This is a genomic window from Micromonospora citrea, assembly GCF_900090315.1.
Lineage (GTDB): Bacteria > Actinomycetota > Actinomycetes > Mycobacteriales > Micromonosporaceae > Micromonospora > Micromonospora citrea.
The window spans coordinates 957,472-978,356 of sequence record NZ_FMHZ01000002.1; the positions used below are offsets into that span (position 1 = coordinate 957,472).

A 20,885-nucleotide genomic window follows, 5' to 3' on the forward strand; every position below is an offset into this window, starting at 1 on the left:
CGGGTCGCGGGGCCGGCGCCACGCCGTCACGACCGGACCCCGAGCAGCGCCGCCACCGCGTCGGCGGTCTGCGGGTGGGCGGCCAGCAGCGCGGCCAGCTCCGCCGGGACGCCGGCCCCGGCCTCGTCCGGCGTACGCCAGTCACCCGCGCAGCCGAGCAGCGCGGCGACGGCGTCGACCGACTCCGGATGCCCGGCCAGCAGGGCCGCCACCGGCCCGGACGCCACGGCGGTGACCGCGGGCGGCGGGGCCGGCGACGCCTCCCACGGCGGCACCCAGGCATCCAGCGCGGGCAACGATCCCGGGAAGGTGCGGCCGGCCTCGCGGACCAGCAGCGGAACCAGCTCCGGGCCGTGGTCGCGCAGCGTGGTGATCAGCGTCGGCAGCCAGGGCAGCAGGACCGGGTCGGGCAGCCGGGCGAACGCGGACGACATCACCTCCACCACGAACGGAGCGAGCCCCGGCACCGGCTCCAGGGCCTGCACGAAGCCGCTGAGGTACTGCGGGAAGGCGGGCACCACCAGCGGGTTGCCGAGCAGCGCGGCGCAGCACGCACGCAGTTCGGCCAGGGACAACAGGCCCAACTGGTGCCGGGCGGCCCACAGCAGCGCCACCTTGGCCGGCGTCTGCGGGTGGGACTGCGCGACGGCGAGTTCGAGCTGCGACCGGTCGCAGCCCAGGGAGACCGCCAGGCTCTCCATGCCGAACAGGAAACCCAGCATGGCGCCGACCTGGCGCACGCCGCTGTCCTCGTCGAGGAACGCCGTGGGCAGCAGCGTGCAGTAGTGCGCGTACCCGGTGGTCACGAACGCCTCGCACCACGCGGGCAGCGGCCCGGTCGCCCGGTGGTGGGCCAGCAGCCGCCGGATCCGGCGCAGCACCTCGGGCGCGTCGTCGACGGTGCGCTCGGCGGCGAGCAGCTCCACCGCCCGGTTTCCCAGCTCGTCGACCAGACGCGCGTTGTCGAGCAGCCGGGCGGCGTCCTCGACGGCCGCCAGGGCGACCGAGGCCGTGGCGTCCGGCGCCCGGACCGCCCGGCGCAGGCGCTGCTCCAGCACCTGCTCGACGGTGACGCCCTCGTAGCCCAGCTCGATGAGCGCCCGCTGGTGGCGACCGAGGGCCAGGTCCCAGCTCTCCTGGATCGACCGGTGTCCCAGCCGGCGCTCGCCCATGATGGGTCGCACCGCGTCCGGGGGCAGCAGGTGCCGCAGCCGCCAGAGCAGGTCCGAGCAGGGCGCCAGCGCGGGTTCGGCGTGCAGGTCCAGCAGGGCGCGCTGGATCGTGCGCTTCTCCAGGTCCAGCCCGAGGGGACCCAGCCGGTCGTGGACGTCGCGGGCGAGCGGCGGAAGGGCCTCGTAGCCGACCTGGCCGATCCGGTCGCCGCCGAACAGGATCTCGCAGAGTCGGCGGACGTCCCGGCGCCCCGGGACGACGTCCTTCTCGATGCAGGTGACCGCCGCGTCGGCGAAGTCGTACGGGGTGGGGCGGGCCCGGTTGCGCAGGCCGGCGAGGAGGATCGAGGTCTCGAAGACCGCGATCGCGTCGGCGGTGCTGGCCAGGTAGCCGTTGCGTCGGGCCAGCCGGACGATGTCGACGCACCAGCCCCGCAGCTCGGCCTCGTCGAGGCCCTGCGCCGTCGGCGGCCGGCCGAGGAACCCGGAGAGCCGGTCGGCGACGGGGGCGGCGGGCGCGGGGGCCGGGGCGACGCGGCGGCGGCCGGCACGGGTGCGGGTGCCGCGCTGCCCCTCCAGCCGGAACGGGGTCAGCCCGGTGCGGGCCAGCGCCTTCGTCCAGGTCGCCGAGGCGATCGACACCGACCCGGGCGCGAGCCCGAACTGCGCCTCGATGGCGGAGTGGCTGGAGGGGATCAGCCCGTGGTGCCACCGGGTGCGGGTGCGCGGACCGATCTCGAAGGGAGCGTCGGAGCGCAGCCCGAACTGCGCGACGCGGCTGGCCGCGTGGAACGCTCCGCAGACGTAGAGGCAGTCGGCGGGATCGGCTCCGGAGGCGGCGAGGTGCTGCCGCATCCGGGTCCACATGTAGCGCTCGCGGTCCTCGTCGCGGTCCCGACCGTCCGCCCCGGCCGGGCGCAGCCGCCGGAACAGGCTGCCGATGAGCACCATCACCTGCCGGTAGGTGTCGTGGTCGGCGTCGGCCAGCGGCTGCTCGACGTACTGGTCCCACCACTCCGACCAGTGCCGCACCTTGCCGTGGTGCAGCAGGTACGCCTCGAGTTCCGCGAAGCGGGGCCGCAGGTCGCCGATCTCGACCCCGACCGCGTCCCCGTGCAGGGCCGCCTCCTCCCCCGCGCCGGCGGCGGGCTCGACGTCACCGCCGGCCGGTGCCTCGTCGGCCTCGCCGGGATGACGCGGCGACCACTGGAAGACGTGGTCGGTGGAGCGGTCCACCAGCACCAGCTCGACGCCCGGCGTCTCCAGCGCGTACGCGATGGCCTGGTATTCGGCGCTGGCCTCGGTGATCGGCGCGACCACGCTGAGCGGCCCCCAGTCGGCCGGGAAGCCCTCCAGTTCGGAGGCGAACGCCTGCACCGCCACCGGCAGCCGGCAGTTACGCAGCTCGCCCAGCAGCGGCTGGAGGTCCTCACAGAGCTCCAGGTAGATCACCTTCGGCTGTTTCGCGCGCAGCCGGCGGACCATGGCCAGCGCGGAGGCCGGCGAGTGGTGGCAGACCGGGAATATCTCCAGTTCCTCGCCGAGGGCCCGGTCGACGTCGTCGACGATGCCGGCGAGGATGTCGGCGACGGCGCCCGGGTCGCCGGCGAAGGCGGTGGCGGCGGCGGTGAGCTGCTGGCGCAACGCGCCGAACGGCCCGGCCTCGGTGGGGGCGGTCACGACAGGGAGGCGATCGCCTGGCGGCCGCCGTCGAGGAAGCCCTCCCAGCCGCCGCCGTCCTGCTTGGCGCGCGGCTCCACGACCCCGTGCAGGTACTTGTTGAGGATCGCCAGGTCCTCCGGGCTGCGCCGGGCCAGCGAGCCCACCAGCGACCCGGCCAGCGTCGCAGCGCGCAGGGTACGGTCGCCGAAGAACTGGCTGTGCAGGATGGCGTCCTCCAGCACGCCGATCTGCTCGGCGGTGGACAGCGCCGACTCCAGCTTCTCGTCGTCGCTGGTCGCCGAGGCGGCGGCGGCGCGCAGGTCGGCGAAGCTCTGCAGCAGGATGTCCAGCAGGTTGGGCGGCACGTCGAGGGCGATCTGGTGCCGGCGCAGCAGCTCCTCGGTGCGGAAGCGGACGATCTCGGCCTCGCTGCGCTTGTTGGTCACCACCGGGATCCGCACGAAGTTGAACCGCCGCTTGAGCGCGGAGGAGAGGTCGTTCACGCCCCGGTCCCGGCTGTTCGCGGTGGCGATGATCGAGAAGCCGGGCCTGGCGAAGACGATGTTGTCGTGGTCCAGCTCGGGGATGGAGACGTACTTCTCCGACAGGATCGAGATCAGCGCGTCCTGCACGTCGCTGGTGGAACGGGTCAGCTCCTCGAACCGGCCGATCACGCCCTGCTCCATCGCCGTCATGATCGGCGACGGGATCATGGACTCCCGGGACTGCCCCCGGGCGATCACCATCGAGACGTTCCACGAGTACTTGATGTGGTCCTCGGTGGTGCCGGCGGTGCCCTGGACCACCAGGGTCGAGTTGCGGCAGATCGCGGCGGCCAGCAGCTCGGCGAGCCAGCTCTTGCCGGTGCCCGGGTCGCCGATCAGCAGCAGGCCACGGTCCGACGCCAGGGTCACGATGCTCCGTTCGACGAAGGTGCGATCGCCGAACCACTTCTGCGGGATCTCCCGGTCAAGCCCGTCGGCCCGCTCGGAGCCGAGGACGAACAGGCGGACCATCCGGGGGCTCAGCCGCCACGAGAACGGCTTCGGGTCGGTGTCGACCGACTCCAGGTAGTCGAGTTCCTCGGCGTACTTGACCTCGGCGGGGGCACGCAGCATCTCGGACATGAGGGGTTCGTTCTCCTAGGTGAGGAAGCTCTTGAGCTCGAAGACGAGTTTGCGGATGTGGCCGGAGACCACCGGCGTGCCCAGGTCCTTGAAGCGTTGCCGGAACCAGGGGTTGACGCTCTGCTGGCCCGAGCTGTTGACCGAGCCGACCGGGATGAACCGCACCCCGGAGCGGTGCACCGCCTCGATGCCGTCGAACAGCGGCTGGGAGCGGTCGAACTCGTAGAAGTCCGAGATCCACACCATGACCGTGTTCTTCGGTTCGACGATCTTCGGGCGGGCCAGCGCCATCGCCACCGGGCCGTCGTTGCCGCCGCCCAGGTTGGTGCGCAGCAGCACCTCGAACGGGTCGTGCACCCACGGCGTGAGGTCCAGCGCCCGCGTGTCGTACGCGATGAGGTGCACGTCCACCCTGGGCAAGCCGGCGAAGATCGACGCGAGGATGGTGCAGTTGACCATCGAGTCGACCATGGAACCGGACTGGTCGACCACCACGATCAGCCGCGCCGGCGTGACCCGGCGGGCCGTCTGCCGATAGTAGAGCCGGTCGACGTAGAGGCGCTCGTCCTCCGGGCTCCAGTTGGTCAGGTTCTGCCAGATGGTGCGGTCGAGGTCGAGGTTGCGATAGACCCGCTTCGGCGGCACCGACCGGTCGACGACGCCGGCGCTGGCCTGCGCGACCTGCGTACGCAGCACCTCCGCGACCTCGTCGACGAACCGCCGGATCAGCGCCTTGGCGTTGGCCAGCGCCACGCCGGAGAGGTTGGCCTTGTCGCGCAGCAGCTGCTCGATCAGCGACATGCTCGGCGTCAGCCGGCTGGCCAGGGCCGGATCGGCGAGCACTTCCCGCAGGTGCATCCGGCGGACGAGGTCGCCCTCCAGGCCGGCCAGCACCCCGCCCAGGCCGTCACCGCCGGCCTGCCGGCGCAGCCCTCCGGGCTCCAGGCCGAGCGCCTGCTCGAACCAGCCCGCGTCGGACTGCCACCGGGCCAGTTGGCCGGCGTCGACCGGCCCGTGGCCGGTGGCGAACACGTTGAGCAGCAGCTTCGACACCAGCGCCGCCCGGCGTACCTCCGCGGCGCCCGGCGTGGCGGGCGGCGCGTCGCCGCCCGCCCCGGCCCCGGCAGACCCGCCGTCCACCCCGGCCGCGGCGCCGACGCTGGCCGCACCGCCCGGCGCGGTCCCCACCGCGTCACCCGGCGCGGTGTCCGCCGTGCCACCCGGCGCGGTGTCCGTCGCGGCGGCAGCGTCGGGTTCGGTGGGCGTGGTTGGCCGGCCGGCCGTGGCCGGCTCCTGCCCCGGTTCGAGCAGGCCGCGCAGCTCGTCGGCGAGGGCCGGGAAGCGCTGGACGACCGTGTCCACCGACACCGCCGGGTCCAGCAGCGCGGCCGGCAGGCCGAGGTCGTCGACGACCGCCATGCTGGCCGATTCCAGGGCGGGCTGCTCGTCGGGGTCGAAGAGCCGGGCGAGCAGCCGCCAGTAGAGCACCTGGCGGCGGTTGGCGTCGGCGCGCTCGGGGCCGGCGGGGGCCACGTCGGCGCGCTCGACGCCAGCGCCGTCGGAAGCGACGTCAGCGCGGTCGGAAGCGATGCCAGCGCCGTCGGAAGCGACGCCCCCGCCGTCGAAAGCGACGCCAGCGCGGGCGGAGGCGGCGCACGCGCGGGCGGAAGCGACGTCAGCGCGGGCGGAAGCGGCGTCAGTGGGGGCGGGAAAGTCGGTCATCGGCGCAGCAACCGTCCCGCGCGCTCGCGCAGCACCGCCACGGCGTCGCCCGCCTTGGCGTCGGCCTTGGCCACCTTCGGATCGGTGATCCCACGGGCCCAGTCGCCGGTGTGCGCGACGACCGGCTTGCGCTTGACGGTGGCCTGCACCGCCAGCGGCTGGAGCAGCCACCGACCGTCGTCCCACCGCAGAAGGCCGAGGCAGGCGGACGAGGCCGCGACCAACTCGGGCGTGACCGGGGCGCAGGACGGCAGCCGGTCGACCGCGACAGCGAGCGGATGGCCGTCGAGCTCGACGGTGAGCGCGCCCTCGTCGTCGCGCACCGCGTACCCCTCGAGCAGGACGGGTTCCGCGATCCCGGCCGGATGCCGGTCCAGCGGCGCCGACGCCGCCGCGACCGCCGTCGGCAGCAGGACCCGCGCGGTGGCGAACGGATCGGCGGCCTCGGCGAGTCGCGCCCGGTCGTCGTGCCAGAGCAGGTCGCCGCCGCACAGCGGCAGGCCGGTGACCGTCAGCCCCCGCCGCTCCGCGAGCGCGGTCAGCAGTACGGGGTGGGCGTCCAGCAGGCGCCACAGCGCCGGCCCGACGATGGTGTCCACCTTGACCGCCCCGACCGCGACCCGGACCAGCCGGGGCGCAGCGCCGTCGGCCGGTTCGAGGATCCCGTGCACCTGCGCCTGCACGGCGGTGTCGTGCTCGTGCACGTCGACGCCGAGCACGAGGAGCCGCCCGGAGACCTCCTCGACCGCCGGCGGGGCGGCCACGGCCGCCGCGTCCTGGGCGAGCAGCATGCCCCGGGCCCACAGGTCGGCCCAGCGCCGGGCCGGCGGATGCGCCATCGTGGCGACCGGCGCGCAGGCCCGCAGCTCGGCGGCGAAACCGTCGAGCAGCACCGCCAGCCGACGCAGGCCGGGCTCGGCGAGAGCCGCCTCGACCGGTGCCGCCGCCGCGGCGACGATCTCGTGGTCGACGCCGCGCCAGCCCGTGACCGCCAGCTCGTGCAGCCACGCGCGGACGACGGCGAGCGGCGGCGGCGCGGCGGCCGAGGGCTCGGTGGGGCCCGACGCCCAGGGGGCACGCGCCCGGCCCAGGGCGGAGTCGAGCTGCCCGAGCAACGCGTCGTGGGCGGCGCCGAGCAGCGCGCTGCGCGCGCCGGCGAGGGCGACGAGATGCTCCTCGGCCACCGATCCGGCCGTCACCGTGCCGGCCGCGTCGGCCACCCGGTCGCCGAGCGGGGTGGGGGCGAGCGCGCCGGCCAGCGCGGCCAGCGCCGCCGCGTCGTCCTCGCCGACCCGGGCGAACCCGCGCACGAGGGCGCCGTCGAGGCCGGCGACGAGGTCGAGGGCGTCGGTCAGACCGGTCGGGGCGCCGTCGCGCAGGACGGCGAGCTGCGTGCCGAGCATCAGCGGCCCGCCCCGGTGGCCGGGAACCAGTGCAGCTCGGGCACGGGGGTCGAGCTGCCCGGGAGTTCCAGGTAGGACAGGTGGCGCAGGAAGCGGCTGAACACGACGGCGGCGGGCGTCGGCTCGTGCCGCGCGTCCATGGCGGCGAGCACGTCCGCGCCGGTGCTCGCCTGGTCGCCGACCTCGACCCGCAGGTAGCGGGCGACCCGGTCGACGCCGTACTGGAGGACGGCCTCCTCCGCGAGGGTGTGCAGGTGCTTGCACGGGGCGCCGCGCAGCCCGCCGCAGGGGCGGTTGTTGTTGGTGCTGCAGTGGTAGGCGTGGGTGCCGGCGGCGATCGACGACACGTAGACCCGCTCGACGTCCGACCCGCTGGACACCACGCCCTGCAGCCGCCCGTCGGCCAGCTCCACGAAGGGCGCCTTGGCCAGCTTGCGGGGCCGTGCGGGCGGCACCACCCGTGCGCTGCTGCGCCGACTCCACGCGGCCTGTTCCGCGTCCGCCACTGTCCGAACCTCCCGTCCGCCGCCACGCGGCGCCGCCGTGACCACGGCGCCGCCGGATCGGCCCGGCGTCGCCGTCACGACGAGGATCATGGACCACGGGTGCGACATCGCCGAAGGGGCGGACCGGGTCGGCCTCCGACCCGGGTCACGGTCGCGGGCGGTGGCGGGTGGCACCGGCGTACGCCCGGGGCGTCGCCTCCCCGACACGATCACCGTTCATCACCTATCGCCTAATTAAGTTGAAGTTGATATAAATGACGGGTGCACGCCTTCGATGTGCTCGGCGACCCGGTCCGGCGCCGCATCCTCGAACTGCTCACCGACGGTGAGGTGACCGCCGGTGGGCTCTGCGACGTGATCCGGCGCGAGTTCGGGATCTCCCAGCCGGCCGTCTCGCAGCACCTCAAGGTGTTGCGGGACAACGGCTTCGCCACGGTGCGCGCGGAGGGGACCAGGCGCCTCTACGCCGTCGATCCCGGGCCGCTGCGGGAGGTCGACCGGTGGCTCGACCACTTCCGTCAGTTCTGGACGCCGCCCCTGCAGGCCCTCGCGACCGAACTCGCCCGAGGCATGCGCGAACGGCGACTGCGCGGGCAACCCGACGAGGCGACCGGCGCGGTGCCCGAGGCGACCGTTGCGCCGACCGGCGAGGCGACCGGCGAGGCGACCGGCGAGGCGACCGGCGACGGTTTGAAGGCGACCGGCGGGGCGACCGGCGACGGCGCGGGGGCGTGAACGGGCCGGCTGCGCGCTCGCCGGTGGACGGGCGGCGTCCTGTCGGAGCCTTCGGGCACACTCTCGGGCATGTCACCCCGATCCGTCGCCGATCTCGTCGCCGCGGTGCAGGCGGGCGAGCGCATCCGCTACCTGCACTTCTGGGGCCACCGGCCGCGCCGTGACGGCAGCGTGGGGCCCGGCTGCCTGAGCCAGTGGTGGCCGGCCCCGTTCCGCGACGGCGGCCGGACGTACGCCACCGCCGAGCACTGGATGATGTGGCACAAGGCGATGCTGTTCGGCGACACCGAGATCGCCGGGCAGATCCTCTCCGCCGGGCATCCGCACCGCGCCAAGGCGCTCGGCCGCCGCGTGCGGGACTTCGACGAGGCGACCTGGGCGGCCCGGCGCTACGACATCGTGGTGGCCGGCAGCGTCGCCAAGTTCGGCCAGCACGACGACCTGCGGGCGTTCCTGCTGGCCACCGGCGGGCGGGTGCTCGTGGAGGCCAGCCCGGTGGACGCCGTCTGGGGCATCGGCCTGTCCGCCGACGACCCGCGCGCGGAGGATCCGCGAGCGTGGCCGGGCGCGAACCTGCTCGGCTTCGCCCTGATGGACGCCCGCGACGCCCTGGGCACGGCCGGTCCGTGAGAGGCCGGCGTTGCCGCACGCCTCGGGCGGCACCCGCACTGGCCGGGTAACGTGCTGCGGCATGACGGCCGTCGCGCACTCCCACTGCTCGTTCTGCGGCACGGCGTACCCGGCGGCTGCCGGATGGCCGCGGGTCTGCGCCGCCTGCGGGGAGACCGTCTGGCGCAACCCGCTGCCCGTCGCGGTGGCGGTGCTGCCGGTCCGCACGGCGACGGGCCTCGGCGTGGTCGTCGTCCGCCGGGACATCGAGCCGGCGCGCGGCCTGCTCGCGCTGCCGGGCGGCTTCATCGAGTACGGCGAGGAGTGGCAGGACGCCCTCGTCAGGGAGCTGCGGGAGGAGACCGGCCTGCGCGCCGACGCCGCCGACGCCCGGCTCTTCGCGGTGCACAGCGCCCCGGCCGGCGGCACGATGATGATCTTCGGTGTGCTGCCCGAGCGGCGGGCCGACGAGCTGCCGCCCTCGGCGCCGACCGAGGAGGCGACCGAGTGGCTGGTGCTCACCGAGCCGACGGAGCTGGCGTTCTCCACCCACACCCGGGTGCTCGCCGACTTCCTCGCCCAGCACCCCGGCTGAACCCGGTCGCTCAGGTCCCGAGGTGGCGGGCGGGAACCTCGTCGGTGAGCCAGACGCCGTTGGCGCTGCGGTAGAACTCGTGGCCGTCGCGCGCCATCGCCGCCGCGTCCACGGTCAGGATCACCACCCCGCCCCGCCGACGGGCGCCCACCTGCCTCGCGGTCGCCACGTCCGGTGACAGGTGGACGTGGTGCCGGCCGCCCCGGTGCAGGCCGACGGCGCGGATGGAGTCGAGGGCGGCGCTGCTGGTGCCGTGGTAGAGCCGGGCCGGCGGCGGGCACGGCGTGAGCCCCAGGTCGACCGGGATGGTGTGCCCCTGGTTGGCCCGGATCCGCTCGACGCCGTCGGGGCCGCTCTCGACGGCGAAGCGCTGCTTGTCGTTGCCGGCCACGACGGCGTCCAGGTCGGCGCGGTCGATCCGCAGCGCGGCGAGCAGGTCGTCGACCGGCACCCAGCCGGCCCGGTCGGGCACGAGACCGAACCGGGCCGGCTGGTGCCGCAACGCCAGGGACATCCGCTTGCTGAGCCCCACCATCGCCCGATGATCCACGCCCCGGAGTCTGCCTTCCGCGGGTGGTCCACGCCATCCGATTCGACGACCCGCCGCCGTACGCCCGGCGTGATCCGCCGGGCCCCGGGGCAACGTCAGTGGCTGCACCTGGATTCGCTGTTCGATCCGGACCCGGACGGCAGCGCCAGGATTTCGCGGGCGTTGGCAGTCCGCAGGGCACGGGCGGTCAGCGGGGCAGGGCGTCGTCGGCTGCCGGGGAGCCGGCGAGGTACCCGCTGGCCTGCAGCTCGAACAGCTCCCGGTAGAGACCGCCGGCCGACATCAACTCGTCGTGGGTGCCGTGCTGCACGAGGCGTCCCCGCTCCATCACGAAGATCTGGTCGGCGTGCCGGACGTTGGCCAGCCGGTGGGTGATCAGCACGACGGCCCGGTCGGGACGGCGGCGCAGGTGCTGGAAGAGCGCGTGTTCGGCGCGCGCGTCGAGCGCGGCCGACGGCTCGTCGCAGATCAGCAGGGCCGCGTCCCGGTAGAGCCCGCGGGCGGCCACGAGCCGCTGCCACTGCCCGCCCGAGAGGTCATGGCCGTCCTTGAACTCGCGGTCCAGGAGGGTGTCGTACCCGAAGGGCAGGTCGACGATCATGTCGTGCGCGGCCGCCGCCTGCGCGGCGTCGTGCACGCTGGGCCCCGGCCGCTCGGGCGAGCGGTCGTGCCGCCCGATGCGGATGTTCTGCCGGGCGGTGAACGGGAACTTCCACCAGTCCTGCGTCATCACCGCCACCTGCCCGCCGGTGTCCCGGGGATCCAGCTCGCGCGCGTCCACCCCGTCCCAGCGGACGGTGCCGCCGGTCGGCCGGTAGAGCCCAGCGACGAGCTTGGCCAGGGTCGTCTTGCCGGAGCCGTTCTCGCCGACGAGGGCGACCACCTGGCCGCGCCGCACCGTGAGGCTGACCTCGTCGACGGCGGGGCGGTCGGTGTCCGGGTAGCGCAGGCTCACCCGGTCCAGCTCGATCTCGTCGAACCCGTCGACCGCCCGACCGCCCCCGGTCGGCACGCGCTCCCGGGCGCGGTCGAGGAAGTCGCGGTAGTCCTGGTAGTAGAGGGCGTCCTCGTAGAGCGAGTTGGTCGCCAGGATCGCGACGCCGAGGCTGGTGCGGGCGGACTGGAGGGCGAACAGCGCGGTCGCGGCGGCCGCCAGCGCGACCATCCCGTTCAGCAGCAGCACGGCGAGGACCGCGTAGACGCCGAAGGTGGCGAGGCCCGCGGCGGACGCGCCGAAGAGCCGGGTGGTGGTCTGGGCGCGCACCAGCCGCAGGTGGGCGCGGGTCTCGACCGCCATCATGGTGCGGTACTCGGCGAGCAGGTAGTCGCGCATCTGGTACGACCGGACCTCGGCGGCGGTGTGCCGGTTGGCCATCAGCTGGGCCAGCATCCGCATCCGCCGCTGGCGGGTGATCCGGGCCAGCATGGCGAGGTACTGCCGGCGGGCGACCCGCACGGCGGTGGCCGCCTGCGGCAGGGCCGCGAGGAGCAGGCAGGGCAGCAGCACCGGCTGGATCACCGTCACGGCCACGGCGGTGGCGAGCATCCCCACCACCCCGGTGACGAGGTTGACGGTGTGGTCGACGATGTAGGCCGCCTCGCCCATGCCCCGGTCCCGCGCCCGGTCCATCTCCTCGGCGAAGCCGGCGTCGTCGAACGCGGCCAGGTCGACCGCCGTGGTGGCCTGGAAGAGCCGCAGCTCGACCTCGTAGTTGATCTGCGGGGTCAGCCGCGCCTGCGCCCAGCCGGCCGCGATCGTCAGCCCACCCTTGGCGGCCACGGCCGCCGCCGCCACGGTGAGCGCCGGCAGCGCGGCGCGGACCCGGTCCGGTGTGGGCCCGGCGGCGAACAGCTCGCGCAGGACGCCGGTGGTGGCGAGCAGCCCGAAGGTGGTCATCACCCCGGCGCCGATGTTCAGGCCGATGGAGGCGACGGTGTCCCGGCGGCTGGTGGCCCAGGCCAGGGCGACCGCTTCGCGGACCAGCCGGGGCAGCCGGCGGGCGACCGCCCAGAAGCTGGTGTGGGCGAACTCGTGGGCGTGGTGCATCCAGTCGGCGTCGTCCAGCTCCGGCAGGAGCCCGGCGTCGGCGTCCGGCGGGCCGTCCTCCCCGGACGGTCGGCGTTGGCGGGTCATCGACTCCACGGGCGCTCCTCGGGGCGCGGCGACAACCGGACGCCCCGCCGGGCGGAGTGGCCGTGACGCGTCCGACCAGCGAGGACGGCCCCGAGACTACTTCCTGCGACCGATCGATGTCTCCACGTGAGCGGCGTGTCGAACGGGCGTGCTAACGGCGTGTCGCCGGGATCGGCCCGGGGCCGACCCCGCGGCCGGCCACCCCGGCACCCCGCGCCGGCCGTCCCGGCATCCCGGCCGGTCAGCCGGGCGACCGGAATGGCTGGGCAACCGGAATGGCTGGGCAACCGGAATGGCCGGGCAACCGGAATGGCCGGGCAACCGGAATGACCGGGCAACCGGAATGACCGGGCAACCGGAATGACCGGGCAACCGGAATGACCGGGCAACCGGAATAACCGGGCGACCGGAATAACCGGAATGGCCCGGACATCGGGATGGCCGGGACAGCCGAGGATCGCGCCGGGTCAGGTGCGGGGCGGCGGGCCGGAGACGGCGGCGGTCACCTCCACCTCGATCAGCGCGCCCGGCAGGAAGAGCCGGTTCACCTCCACCGTCGTGCTTGCGGGCGGGGGCGTGGCGGTGAACAGGCGACGTCGGACCGACGCGTAACCGGGCAGGTCACCGAGGTCGGTCATGAACGTGCGGATGTGCAGCACGTCGGCCGGTTCCGCCCCGTGGGCGGCCAGCACGCCGCCGACGATATCGAAGATCCGTTCGGACTGGGCGACGATGTCGCCCGGCCCGACCAGCCGGCCGTGGTCGTCGACGGCGACCTGGCCGGCGAGCACGAGCAGGGCGCCGCCCGGCAGGTCGAGCCGGGCCACGTGGGCGAACCGGTCGCCGAACGGCGCGGCGACGGTCGGCGGGTTGTCGAGGGTCAGGTTCACGGGCGCTCCCGGGTCACGAGGGTGGCGATGTCGGAGGTGGGCTCGGGGGCGGCGGCCAGCGCGGCGCGGGTGGCCCGGACCAGCGGCGCCGCGACGGCGCCGAGCGCGTCGCGGGCCAGGTCGAGGTCCTTGCCGGCCAGGGCGACCGGGAAGTCGGCGTCGGGGGCGGTGGCCCGCCCGAGCACACCGCCCAGCGGGCCGTCGGCCAGGGCGTCGAGTGCGGTGGTCCGGTCGACGCCGACGGCGCGGGCGACCGCGAGGGTGTCGGCGAGTCCGCCGACCGCGACCAGCAGCGCCGTGTTGAGCACGAGCTTCAGCGCGGCCCCGCTGCCGGTGGCGCCACAGTGGCGTACGGAGCCGAGCGCCTCCAGGACGGGGGTGACCCGGGCGACGGCGGCGTCGGCACCGCCGGCGAGCACCCGGAGCCGGCCGGAGCGGGCGGCGGCCACGCTCCCGCCCACCGGAGCGTCGACCAGGTGGACGGTGGCGGGCAGCCGCGCCGCGAGGTCGCGGACGGCGGCCGGGCCGATGGTGGACATCTCGACCAGGCAGGCGCCCGGCGGCAGCGCCCGGGCGGCGCCGGCCGGCCCGAACAGCACCGCGTCGACGGCTGCGGCGTCGGTGAGCATCGTGATGGCGACCTCGGCGGCGCGGGCGGCGTCGGCCGGCGTCCGGGCCACCGTCGCGCCGGCCTCCCCGAGCGGTGCGGCGCGGGCGGCGGTGCGGTTCCACACCGTCACCTGGTGACCGGCGTCGAGCAGGCGCAGGGCGATCGACGCCCCCATCCGTCCGACGCCGAGTACGGCGATCTTCGTCATGGCGGAAACGCTAGGCGGGACGGTGCCATGCGACCAACGAATCCTCACGATGGCTGACATGCGATCGGCGCATGGCTGCGCGTACGCTCACCGGGTGCAACCGTTCTCCCTCGAGGTGTTCCGGACGGTGGCCCGGCAGGGGTCGATCACGGCGGCCGCCCGCGAGCTGCGCTACACGCAGTCGGCGGTCTCCCGGCAGATCGCGGCGCTGGAGGCCGACCTGGGAGTGGCGCTGTTCGACCGCCTCCCGCGCGGCGTCGCGCTGACCGAGCCGGGGCGGTGCCTGCTGCCGCACGCCGAGGCGGTGCTGGAGCGGTTGGCCACCGCGCACCGGGACCTCGACGCGCTGCGCGGGCTTGGCGGTGGGCGGCTACGGGTGGGCGCGTTCCCGACCGCGATGGCGGCCCTCGTGCCGCGCGCGCTGGCGGGCATCCGGGGCGCGCACCCGCGGGTGGCCCTGTCGGTGGTGGAGGGACGGACGCCGGAGCTGCTGGAACGACTACTCGGCGGCGACGCCGACGTGGCAGTGGTGAGCGCGCCGTCGGACCGGCCGCTGGACGCCGGCAGGTTCGACCTGCACCATCTGCTCGACGAGCGCCTGCTGGTCGCGGTCGCCCGGGACCACCCGCTGGCCCGGCGCCGCACGGTCCGCCTGGCGGAGCTGGTCGACGACCCGTTCATCGCCGGGTCGCCCGGCGGCGAGGACCCGTTGATGCGGGCCACCATGCCGCCGGGATTCCGACCCCGGGTGGAGATCGTCGCGGCCGACTGGACCGGCAAGCTGGGCTGCGTGGCGGCCGGCCTCGGGGTCGCGCTGGTCCCCGCGCTGGCGATCCGGGCCGCCCCGGCCGACCTGGCCCTGCTGCGTCTGCACGCCGACGACGCGCCCGCCCGCCGGGTGTACGCGGCCACCGCCGCCGGCCGGCACCGCCCGCCGGCGGTCGCCCGGCTGCTCGACGGGTTGGCCGAGGAGGCCCGCCGGCTCTGAGCGGACGCGCGCCCGCTCGACGCGGGCGGCCACCGCCGCGACGTCGACCGCCGGGCGGATATCCTCCACGGGGTGAACCCGGCCCGGCAGACCGAGCGCAAGCTGATCGCCTCGAACAAGAAGGCGCGGCACGACTACACGATCCTCAAGACGTACGAGGCGGGCATCGTGCTGGCCGGCACCGAGGTCAAGTCGCTGCGCGAGGGCCGGGCGTCGCTCGTCGACGCGTTCGCCCAGGAACACGACGGCGAGCTCATGCTGCACGGCCTGCACATCGCCGAGTACGGCTTCGGCAGCTGGACCAACCACGCGCCGCGCCGCACCCGCAAGCTGCTGCTGCGGCGGGTGGAGATCGCCCGGATCCTGGAGAAGACCCGCGAGGGCGGGCTGACCCTGGTGCCGCTGTCGATGTACTTCGCGGGCGGTTGGGCGAAGGTCGAGCTGGCCCTGGCCAAGGGCAGGAAGTCGTACGACAAGCGGCAGGCGCTGGCCGAGCGGGACGCCGAACGGGAGATCGCCCGGGAGCTGGGCCGCCGCCTCAAGGGCCGCACCGCGCGGCGGAGCTGACCGCCACCCGGCGCGCTCACCGCCACCGTCGGGCCGGCCGTCGGCGTTCGCCCGGTCGACCCGCGTCGGTCACGCCGCGTGGTCACGGCGCGCCGGAGAGTCCTTGACGCCACGGGACCGACCATGGTCTGCTCTTCGCACGCCGGTGATGACAATCGTAGTCATTATCAGAGAGCCGTGGAGGAGAAGCATGTCCCTCACCGTCCCGCCCGCCCTGCTCGACGCCGCCGAGCGCGGCCCCGTCGACGACGCCGAGTTCGTCGCCTGCGTTCGCGACTCGCTGCCGTACGCGTGGCAGACCGTCAGCCGGGTGGCCGCCGAACTCGAGTCCAGCGGCGCCGACCACGCCGACAACGTCATCCCGCCGCCCACCGAGGCCGAGCGCGGCCAGCTGCTGCGGGCGCTGGCCAGCGACGCCATCCGGGCCGGGCTGGAGCGGCACTTCCAGGTCAAGCTCGCCTTCCAGAACTGCCACCGGGTCGCGGCGTTCCGCCCGGCGGCCGTCGACTCCGACGCCTACCGGCGGTTCGTCTCCGCCCGGGGTCAGCTGCTCAACCAGTCCCCCGAGCTGCGCAACTGCTGACACCGGCGTCGCGGCCGTCGGGCGGGACGGCACGACGGTGCCCGCCCCGCCCGACGGCGCGACGCGGTGCCCGCCCGCTCGGCGGTGACGTCCTACCTGGCCGCCGCGCCCGGTCGCCGCCTGGAGTGCCCCCGCCCGCTCGCGTACCGCAGATGCCCGGCCTGGCGGGTGGCAGCCTTGGGCAGCCGCGAGGGCCGGGGCGGCGCACGCCTCGCATCCGCGCCGACGCTAGGGTGACCCGGTGATGTTCCGCATCGGCGAGGCGGCCGAGCTGCTGGGAGTCAGCGCCGACACCGTGCGCCGGTGGGTCGACGCCGGACGACTCACCGCCGGCCGCGACGAGCACGGGCACCGGGTGATCGACGGGGTCGACCTGGCCGCGTTCGCGCGCGCACAGGCGGCCGATCCCGACGAGCGGTCGGACTCGTCCTCGGCCCGCAACCGGCTGCGCGGCATCGTGGTCGACGTCGTCAAGGACAGGGTCATGGCGCAGGTCGACATCCAGGCCGGGCCGTTCCGGATCGTCTCGCTGATGAGCCGGGAGGCCGTCGACGAGCTGGACCTGCGGGTCGGCTCGCTGGCCGTGGCGGTGATCAAGTCGACCACGGTGGTGGTGGAGCGGGTCGCCCCGGCGACGGGCTCCCGAGGAAGGCAGGGGTCGTGAGGGCGGGCCCCTCCGCCGCCGGTCCTCGGCCGCGGCGCGGGCGCCGGCTGCGCGCGGTGGCGGCGGCGGCCGTCCTCGCGGTCCTGGCCGGCTGCGGCAGCGAGGGCTCCGCCGCCGGTGGCACGGGTGTCGGCGGGACGGTGACCGTGTTCGCCGCGGCCTCGCTCACCGACTCGTTCACCCGGCTCGGCCGGGAGTTCGAGACCGCCCACCCGGGCACGACCGTCATCTTCAACTTCGCCGGCAGCTCCGCGCTGGCCGCCCAGATCGGCCAGGGCGCACCCGCCGACGTGTTCGCCTCGGCGGCGGCGTCGAACATGGCCACCGTCACGCGCGCCGGCGACGCCGACGGCGACCCGGCCGTCGTCGCCCGCAACCAGCTCGTCATCGCCGTGCCGAGGGGCAACCCGAGGGGCCTCGCCGGGCTGGCCGACCTGGCCCGCCCCGGGCTGACCGTCGCGCTCTGCGCGGAGCAGGTGCCGTGCGGCGCGGCGGCCCGCACCGCGCTCGACGCGGCCGCGGTCCGCCTCACCCCGGTCACCCTGGAGCAGGACGTCCGGGGCGCGCTGGCCAAGGTACGGCTCGGGGAGGTCGACGCGGCCCTCGTCTACCGCACCGACGCGCTGGCCGCCGCGACCGACGTGACGGCCGTCGATTTCCCCGAGTCCGCCCGCGCCGTCAACGACTACCCGGTCGTGGTGCTGCGCGACGCGCCCAACCCGGCCGGCGGGCGGGCCTTCGTCGCGTACGTCCGGGGCGAGCGGGGACGGGCGGCACTCACCGAGGCGGGGTTCCAGGCCCCGTGAGGCGTACCGATGGCGTACGCGGCCCGCGCCGGGGCGGCGGGGTGCCCGTCGCGCTGCTGCTGCCGGCCGTGCTCGGTCTGGCGTTCCTCGTCCTGCCGCTGGTCGGGCTGCTGGCCCGTACGCCGTGGACCACGCTGCCGCAGCGGCTGGCCGAGCCGGGCGTGCTGGCCGCGCTTCGGCTGTCCCTGCTGACCGCCACCCTCGCCACGCTGCTCTGCCTGCTGCTCGGGGTGCCGCTGGCCTGGCTGCTGGCCCGCGTCGAGTTCCCCGGCCGGCGCCTGGTACGCGCCCTGGTCACCGTGCCGCTGGTGCTGCCGCCCGTGGTCGGCGGGGTGGCGCTGCTGCTGGTCTTCGGCCGGCGGGGCCTGCTCGGCGGCTGGCTCGACGCGACCCTCGGGATCTCGCTGCCGTTCACCACCACCGGCGTGGTGCTGGCCGAGGCGTTCGTCGCGATGCCGTTCCTCGTCATCGCCGTCGAGGGTGCGCTACGCGGCGCGGACCACCGGTACGAGGAGGCGGCGGCCACCCTCGGCGCCGGCCGGTGGACGACGTTCACCCACGTCACCCTGCCCCTGGTGGCTCCCGGCCTGGCCGCCGGCGCGGTCCTGTGCTGGGCCCGGGCACTCGGCGAGTTCGGTGCCACCATCACCTTCGCCGGCAACTATCCCGGCCGTACGCAGACCATGCCGCTGGCGGTCTACCTGGCGCTGGAGACCGACGTGCAGGCCGCCGTGGTGCTCAGCCTCGTACTGCTCACCGTCTCCGTGGTCATCCTGGCCGGGCTGCGCGACCGCTGGATCACCAGCCCGTGAGCGCGCCCCTGCTCGACGCCCACCTCGTCGTGGACCGGGGCGGATTCCGTCTCGACGTACCGTTGCAGGTCGCCGCCGGCGAGGTCGTCGCGCTGCTCGGCCCCAACGGCGCGGGCAAGACCACGGCACTGCGCGCCCTGGCCGGCCTGCTCCCGCTGACCGCCGGCCACCTCACCCTCGACGGCGTCGACCTGGACCGGCCGGGGCGGCGCGCCTGGACGCCGACGGAGCGCCGGCCGGTCGGCGTCGTCTTCCAGGACTACCTGCTCTTCCCTCACCTCAGCGCGTTGGACAACGTGGCGTTCGGGCCACGGCGGCGCGGTGCCGACCGGCGTGCGGCCCGGGAGACCGCCCGCGCCTGGCTCGACCGGGTCGGCCTGGCCGAGCACGCCCACCGCCGACCCCGGCAGCTCTCGGGCGGGCAGGCGCAGCGGGTCGCACTGGCCCGGGCGCTCGCCGTCGCGCCGACGCTGTTGCTGTTGGACGAGCCGCTCGCCGCGCTCGACGCCGCCACCCGGCTGGACACCCGCGCCGAGCTGCACCGGCACCTGGCCGCGCACCCGGGCGCCACGCTGCTGGTGACGCACGACCCGCTGGACGCCCTGGTGCTGGCCGACCGGCTGGTGATCGTCGAGCGGGGGCGGGTGGTGCAGGAGGGAGACGCGGCCACCGTCACCGCCCGGCCGCGCACCGACTACGTGGCCCGGCTGGTCGGGCTGAACCTGCACCGGGGCCACGCGGACGGGCACCGCGTCCGCGTCGGCGACGGACTGACCCTCACCGTGGCCGACCGGCTCGACGGCGAGGCCTTCGTCGCCTTCCGGCCGTCGGCGGTGGCCCTGCACGCAACGCGGCCCGAGGGCAGCCCGCGCAACACCTGGGCGGCCACCGTGGCCGGGGTGCAGCGGCACGGCGACAACCTGCGGGTGCGGCTGGACGGGCCGATCGGGGTGGCGGCGGACGTCACGCCGGCCGCCGCCGCCCAGCTCGGGCTGGCTCCGGGGCAGCCGGTCTGGGCCGCCGTCAAGGCGACGGAAACCCACGCATACCCCGCAGGCTGAGCTCGCTGTCCCGGTGGCGGGCGAGCACCGTCGGGGCGAGTCTCGTCAGGGCGTGGGGTCGGCGGCCAGCAGGTCGGCGTGGGCGGCGCGCAGCCGGGCGAGGTCGGGGTCGGTGCCAGGCCGGACGCGCCGGTCGAGCTCGGCCCATGCCTCGGCGAGGGCGGCGGTGACCGCGCGCAGCTCGGCGGAGTGTCGCCGGCTGCTCTGCCGGTGCGCCTCGTCGAGCCGCCTGGCCCAGCCGGCGGTCACGGCGGCGAGCCGGTCCGCGTCGGCGCGGGCCTGGGCGGCCGTGCGGGCGGCGGCGGCCGGCACGATCGCGGCGACCGGTCGGGGATCGCCGTCACGGGTGACGACGGTGACGGTGTCGGTCAGCTCGGCCAGCGCGACGAGCTGGGTGAACCGCGTGCGCGCCTCGCGCAGCGGCACCGAGCGCGGCTGGTCGGTGTGCGGGGTGAGAGCGGGAACGGCCATGGATGGATGGTCACCGCCGGGTACGACATTTCCGCCGCCGACGGTCCACCGTGGACCGGGAATGCCGAAATTCCGTGATGCGCCCCGTCGCGGACGGATACGCTGCCCGCCCGGCGCCGCCCCGCAGTCGCGGTGCGGCGGAGCTGCCACCCAGGAGGATGCCATGTCCAGCATCGACGTCCGGACCGTCGACCTGCGGGCGATCAACTCGCTGACCAAGTACCCCTCGATCCCGACCTACCACGCGCTGGACCCCCGCGACGGCGGGCTGCTGGCGGAGTGCGTCGAGTTCACCGGGCCGGTCACCCTCACCGAGAAGATCGACGGGACGAACGCGCGGATCGTGGTGCTGCCCGGCGGCGCGTACCTGATCGGCAGCCGGGAAGAGCTGCTGTACGCGCGGGGCGACCTGATCGGCAACCCGGCGCTCGGCATCGTCGACGCGCTGCGCGACGTGGCCGAGGCGCTGACCGTCGCCGCGGCCGACGACCGGGTCACGGTCTTCTACCTGGAGGTGTACGGCGGCAGGGTGACCGGCGCTTCCCGGCACTACACGGCCAGCCGCCAGGTCGGGCACCGGCTGTTCGACGTGGCGGTGCTGGACGACCCGGCACCGATGCTCGCCTGGCCGGCCCAGCGGATCTCGGCGTGGCGCGACGGCGGCGGCCAGCGTTTCCTCGGCGAGACCGAACTCGTCGAGCGGGCCGACGCGCTGGGGCTGGCGACGGTGCCCCGGCTCGGCACCGTCGCCGCCGAGGAACTGCCCCGCGACATCGACAAGGCCCACGCGTTCCTCGTCGACCACCTGCCACGGACCACGGTGGCCCTGGACGGGCCCGCCGGCCCGTCCGAGGGGCTCGTGCTCCGCGCGGCGGACCGCTCGGCGATCGCCAAGGCACGGTTCCAGGACTACGAGCGCACGCTGAAGCGCCGCGAGCGCCGACGCTGACGCCCGCCACGCGGGCCGCGTGCCCGATCCGGGACCACTGCTCGGCCCGGGCCGGCCCGGG

At 75.3% G+C, this 20,885-nt stretch carries 20 protein-coding genes and 2 pseudogenes; 11 read left to right on the plus strand and 11 right to left on the minus strand.

The annotated features are described in order from the left end of the window. Positions 1–26 precede the first annotated feature (26 nt). The 6 genes and pseudogenes from GA0070606_RS04550 to GA0070606_RS04570 form a co-directional block, all read right to left on the minus strand. Complete coding sequence (locus GA0070606_RS04550; RefSeq protein WP_091095351.1) at positions 27–2,852, minus strand: DUF5682 family protein; 2,826 nt, start codon at positions 2,850–2,852, stop codon at positions 27–29. Then, on the minus strand, positions 2,849–3,961 hold the full coding sequence (locus GA0070606_RS04555; RefSeq protein ID WP_091095353.1) for an ATP-binding protein: 1,113 nt from the start codon (positions 3,959–3,961) through the stop codon (positions 2,849–2,851). Before GA0070606_RS04555 ends, GA0070606_RS04550 begins: the two co-directional genes overlap by 4 nt. A gap of 15 nt (positions 3,962–3,976) precedes the next feature. After that, positions 3,977–5,047: pseudogene (locus GA0070606_RS04560) on the minus strand (VWA domain-containing protein); the annotation flags it as partial. A 174-nt stretch (positions 5,048–5,221) separates the two neighbouring features. Continuing rightward, positions 5,222–5,494 (minus strand): annotated as a pseudogene (locus GA0070606_RS33980) (VWA containing CoxE family protein); the annotation flags it as partial. A gap of 185 nt (positions 5,495–5,679) precedes the next feature. Further along, complete coding sequence (locus tag GA0070606_RS04565; protein ID WP_091095357.1) at positions 5,680–7,086, minus strand: hypothetical protein; 1,407 nt, start codon at positions 7,084–7,086, stop codon at positions 5,680–5,682. Further along, entirely contained in the window at positions 7,086–7,592 is a 507-nt protein-coding gene (locus GA0070606_RS04570) for a hypothetical protein (RefSeq protein ID WP_091107286.1), read from the minus strand. The genes GA0070606_RS04565 and GA0070606_RS04570 overlap by 1 nt, the downstream gene beginning before the upstream one ends. Positions 7,593–7,853: 261 nt before the next feature. Here GA0070606_RS04570 and GA0070606_RS04575 point away from each other — a divergent pair, with 261 nt between their 5' ends. The 3 genes from GA0070606_RS04575 to GA0070606_RS04585 all read left to right on the plus strand — a co-directional run bounded on the left by GA0070606_RS04575 (position 7,854) and on the right by GA0070606_RS04585 (position 9,531). Continuing rightward, positions 7,854–8,327 carry an ArsR/SmtB family transcription factor gene (locus GA0070606_RS04575; protein WP_091095359.1) on the plus strand — a complete coding sequence of 158 codons (474 nt, stop codon included), beginning with the start codon at positions 7,854–7,856 and terminating at the stop codon, positions 8,325–8,327. Positions 8,328–8,396: 69 nt separating this feature from the next. Further along, a complete protein-coding gene (locus tag GA0070606_RS04580; protein ID WP_176737235.1) occupies positions 8,397–8,957 on the plus strand; it encodes a riboflavin biosynthesis intermediates N-glycosidase in 561 nt (186 codons plus the stop codon). Positions 8,958–9,018: 61 nt separating this feature from the next. Further along, positions 9,019–9,531: an NUDIX domain-containing protein gene (locus tag GA0070606_RS04585; protein WP_091095363.1), complete on the plus strand. Its 513-nt coding sequence runs from the start codon at positions 9,019–9,021 to the stop codon at positions 9,529–9,531. A 10-nt stretch (positions 9,532–9,541) separates the two neighbouring features. Here the strand turns inward: GA0070606_RS04585 and GA0070606_RS04590 are convergent, their stop codons facing one another. From GA0070606_RS04590 to GA0070606_RS04605, 4 genes are all read right to left on the minus strand, one after another. Beyond that, the gene (locus GA0070606_RS04590) at positions 9,542–10,081 is read right to left on the minus strand and encodes an RNA 2'-phosphotransferase (RefSeq protein WP_091095365.1); all 540 of its coding nucleotides are present in this window, start codon (positions 10,079–10,081) and stop codon (positions 9,542–9,544) included. Positions 10,082–10,268: 187 nt separating this feature from the next. Continuing rightward, the gene (locus GA0070606_RS04595; protein WP_091107288.1) at positions 10,269–12,215 is read right to left on the minus strand and encodes an ABC transporter ATP-binding protein; all 1,947 of its coding nucleotides are present in this window, start codon (positions 12,213–12,215) and stop codon (positions 10,269–10,271) included. A 467-nt stretch (positions 12,216–12,682) separates the two neighbouring features. After that, positions 12,683–13,105, minus strand: a complete 423-nt coding sequence (locus tag GA0070606_RS04600) for a RidA family protein (protein WP_091095367.1) — start codon at positions 13,103–13,105, stop codon at positions 12,683–12,685. Next, positions 13,102–13,923, minus strand: a complete 822-nt coding sequence (locus tag GA0070606_RS04605; protein WP_091095368.1) for an NAD(P)-dependent oxidoreductase — start codon at positions 13,921–13,923, stop codon at positions 13,102–13,104. Before GA0070606_RS04605 ends, GA0070606_RS04600 begins: the two co-directional genes overlap by 4 nt. 94 nt (positions 13,924–14,017) lie before the next feature. Here GA0070606_RS04605 and GA0070606_RS04610 point away from each other — a divergent pair, with 94 nt between their 5' ends. The 7 genes from GA0070606_RS04610 (at position 14,018) to GA0070606_RS04640 (ending at position 19,404) form a co-directional block, all read left to right on the plus strand. Beyond that, a complete protein-coding gene (locus tag GA0070606_RS04610; RefSeq protein ID WP_245724566.1) occupies positions 14,018–14,911 on the plus strand; it encodes a LysR family transcriptional regulator in 894 nt (297 codons plus the stop codon). Positions 14,912–14,983: 72 nt separating this feature from the next. After that, positions 14,984–15,478, plus strand: a complete 495-nt coding sequence (smpB, locus tag GA0070606_RS04615; protein WP_091095372.1) for an SsrA-binding protein SmpB — start codon at positions 14,984–14,986, stop codon at positions 15,476–15,478. Between the two features lie 190 nt (positions 15,479–15,668). Further along, a complete protein-coding gene (locus GA0070606_RS04620; RefSeq protein ID WP_091095374.1) occupies positions 15,669–16,061 on the plus strand; it encodes an SCO5389 family protein in 393 nt (130 codons plus the stop codon). Between the two features lie 244 nt (positions 16,062–16,305). Further along, entirely contained in the window at positions 16,306–16,725 is a 420-nt protein-coding gene (locus GA0070606_RS04625) for a TOBE domain-containing protein (protein WP_091095376.1), read from the plus strand. After that, the gene (gene modA, locus GA0070606_RS04630) at positions 16,722–17,531 is read left to right on the plus strand and encodes a molybdate ABC transporter substrate-binding protein (protein WP_425413026.1); all 810 of its coding nucleotides are present in this window, start codon (positions 16,722–16,724) and stop codon (positions 17,529–17,531) included. The genes GA0070606_RS04625 and modA overlap by 4 nt, the downstream gene beginning before the upstream one ends. Next, positions 17,528–18,343 (plus strand): ABC transporter permease, encoded by an 816-nt coding sequence (locus tag GA0070606_RS04635; protein WP_091095378.1) that lies wholly within the window; start codon positions 17,528–17,530, stop codon positions 18,341–18,343. Before modA ends, GA0070606_RS04635 begins: the two co-directional genes overlap by 4 nt. After that, on the plus strand, positions 18,340–19,404 hold the full coding sequence (locus GA0070606_RS04640; RefSeq protein ID WP_091095380.1) for an ABC transporter ATP-binding protein: 1,065 nt from the start codon (positions 18,340–18,342) through the stop codon (positions 19,402–19,404). The genes GA0070606_RS04635 and GA0070606_RS04640 overlap by 4 nt, the downstream gene beginning before the upstream one ends. Positions 19,405–19,449: 45 nt before the next feature. Here GA0070606_RS04640 and GA0070606_RS04645 read toward each other — a convergent pair whose 3' ends face one another. Then, on the minus strand, positions 19,450–19,875 hold the full coding sequence (locus tag GA0070606_RS04645) for a hypothetical protein (RefSeq protein WP_091095382.1): 426 nt from the start codon (positions 19,873–19,875) through the stop codon (positions 19,450–19,452). Between the two features lie 163 nt (positions 19,876–20,038). Here GA0070606_RS04645 and GA0070606_RS04650 point away from each other — a divergent pair, with 163 nt between their 5' ends. After that, a complete protein-coding gene (locus GA0070606_RS04650; RefSeq protein ID WP_091095384.1) occupies positions 20,039–20,824 on the plus strand; it encodes an RNA ligase family protein in 786 nt (261 codons plus the stop codon). The last annotated feature ends 61 nt before the right edge of the window (positions 20,825–20,885 follow it).

Excerpts from the sequence above, each read along its gene's own strand:
- GA0070606_RS04555 (WP_091095353.1), bottom strand. The coding sequence starts at position 3,961 with ATGTCCGAGATGCTGCGTGCCCCCGCCGAGGTCAAGTACGCCGAGGAA.
- GA0070606_RS04565 (WP_091095357.1), bottom strand. The coding sequence starts at position 7,086 with ATGCTCGGCACGCAGCTCGCCGTCCTGCGCGACGGCGCCCCGACCGGT.
- GA0070606_RS04580 (WP_176737235.1), top strand. The coding sequence starts at position 8,397 with ATGTCACCCCGATCCGTCGCCGATCTCGTCGCCGCGGTGCAGGCGGGC.
- GA0070606_RS04585 (WP_091095363.1), top strand. The coding sequence starts at position 9,019 with ATGACGGCCGTCGCGCACTCCCACTGCTCGTTCTGCGGCACGGCGTAC.
- GA0070606_RS04595 (WP_091107288.1), bottom strand. The coding sequence starts at position 12,215 with ATGACCCGCCAACGCCGACCGTCCGGGGAGGACGGCCCGCCGGACGCC.
- GA0070606_RS04605 (WP_091095368.1), bottom strand. The coding sequence starts at position 13,923 with ATGACGAAGATCGCCGTACTCGGCGTCGGACGGATGGGGGCGTCGATC.
- GA0070606_RS04620 (WP_091095374.1), top strand. The coding sequence starts at position 15,669 with ATGTCCCTCACCGTCCCGCCCGCCCTGCTCGACGCCGCCGAGCGCGGC.
- GA0070606_RS04625 (WP_091095376.1), top strand. The coding sequence starts at position 16,306 with ATGTTCCGCATCGGCGAGGCGGCCGAGCTGCTGGGAGTCAGCGCCGAC.
- GA0070606_RS04645 (WP_091095382.1), bottom strand. The coding sequence starts at position 19,875 with ATGGCCGTTCCCGCTCTCACCCCGCACACCGACCAGCCGCGCTCGGTG.
- GA0070606_RS04650 (WP_091095384.1), top strand. The coding sequence starts at position 20,039 with ATGTCCAGCATCGACGTCCGGACCGTCGACCTGCGGGCGATCAACTCG.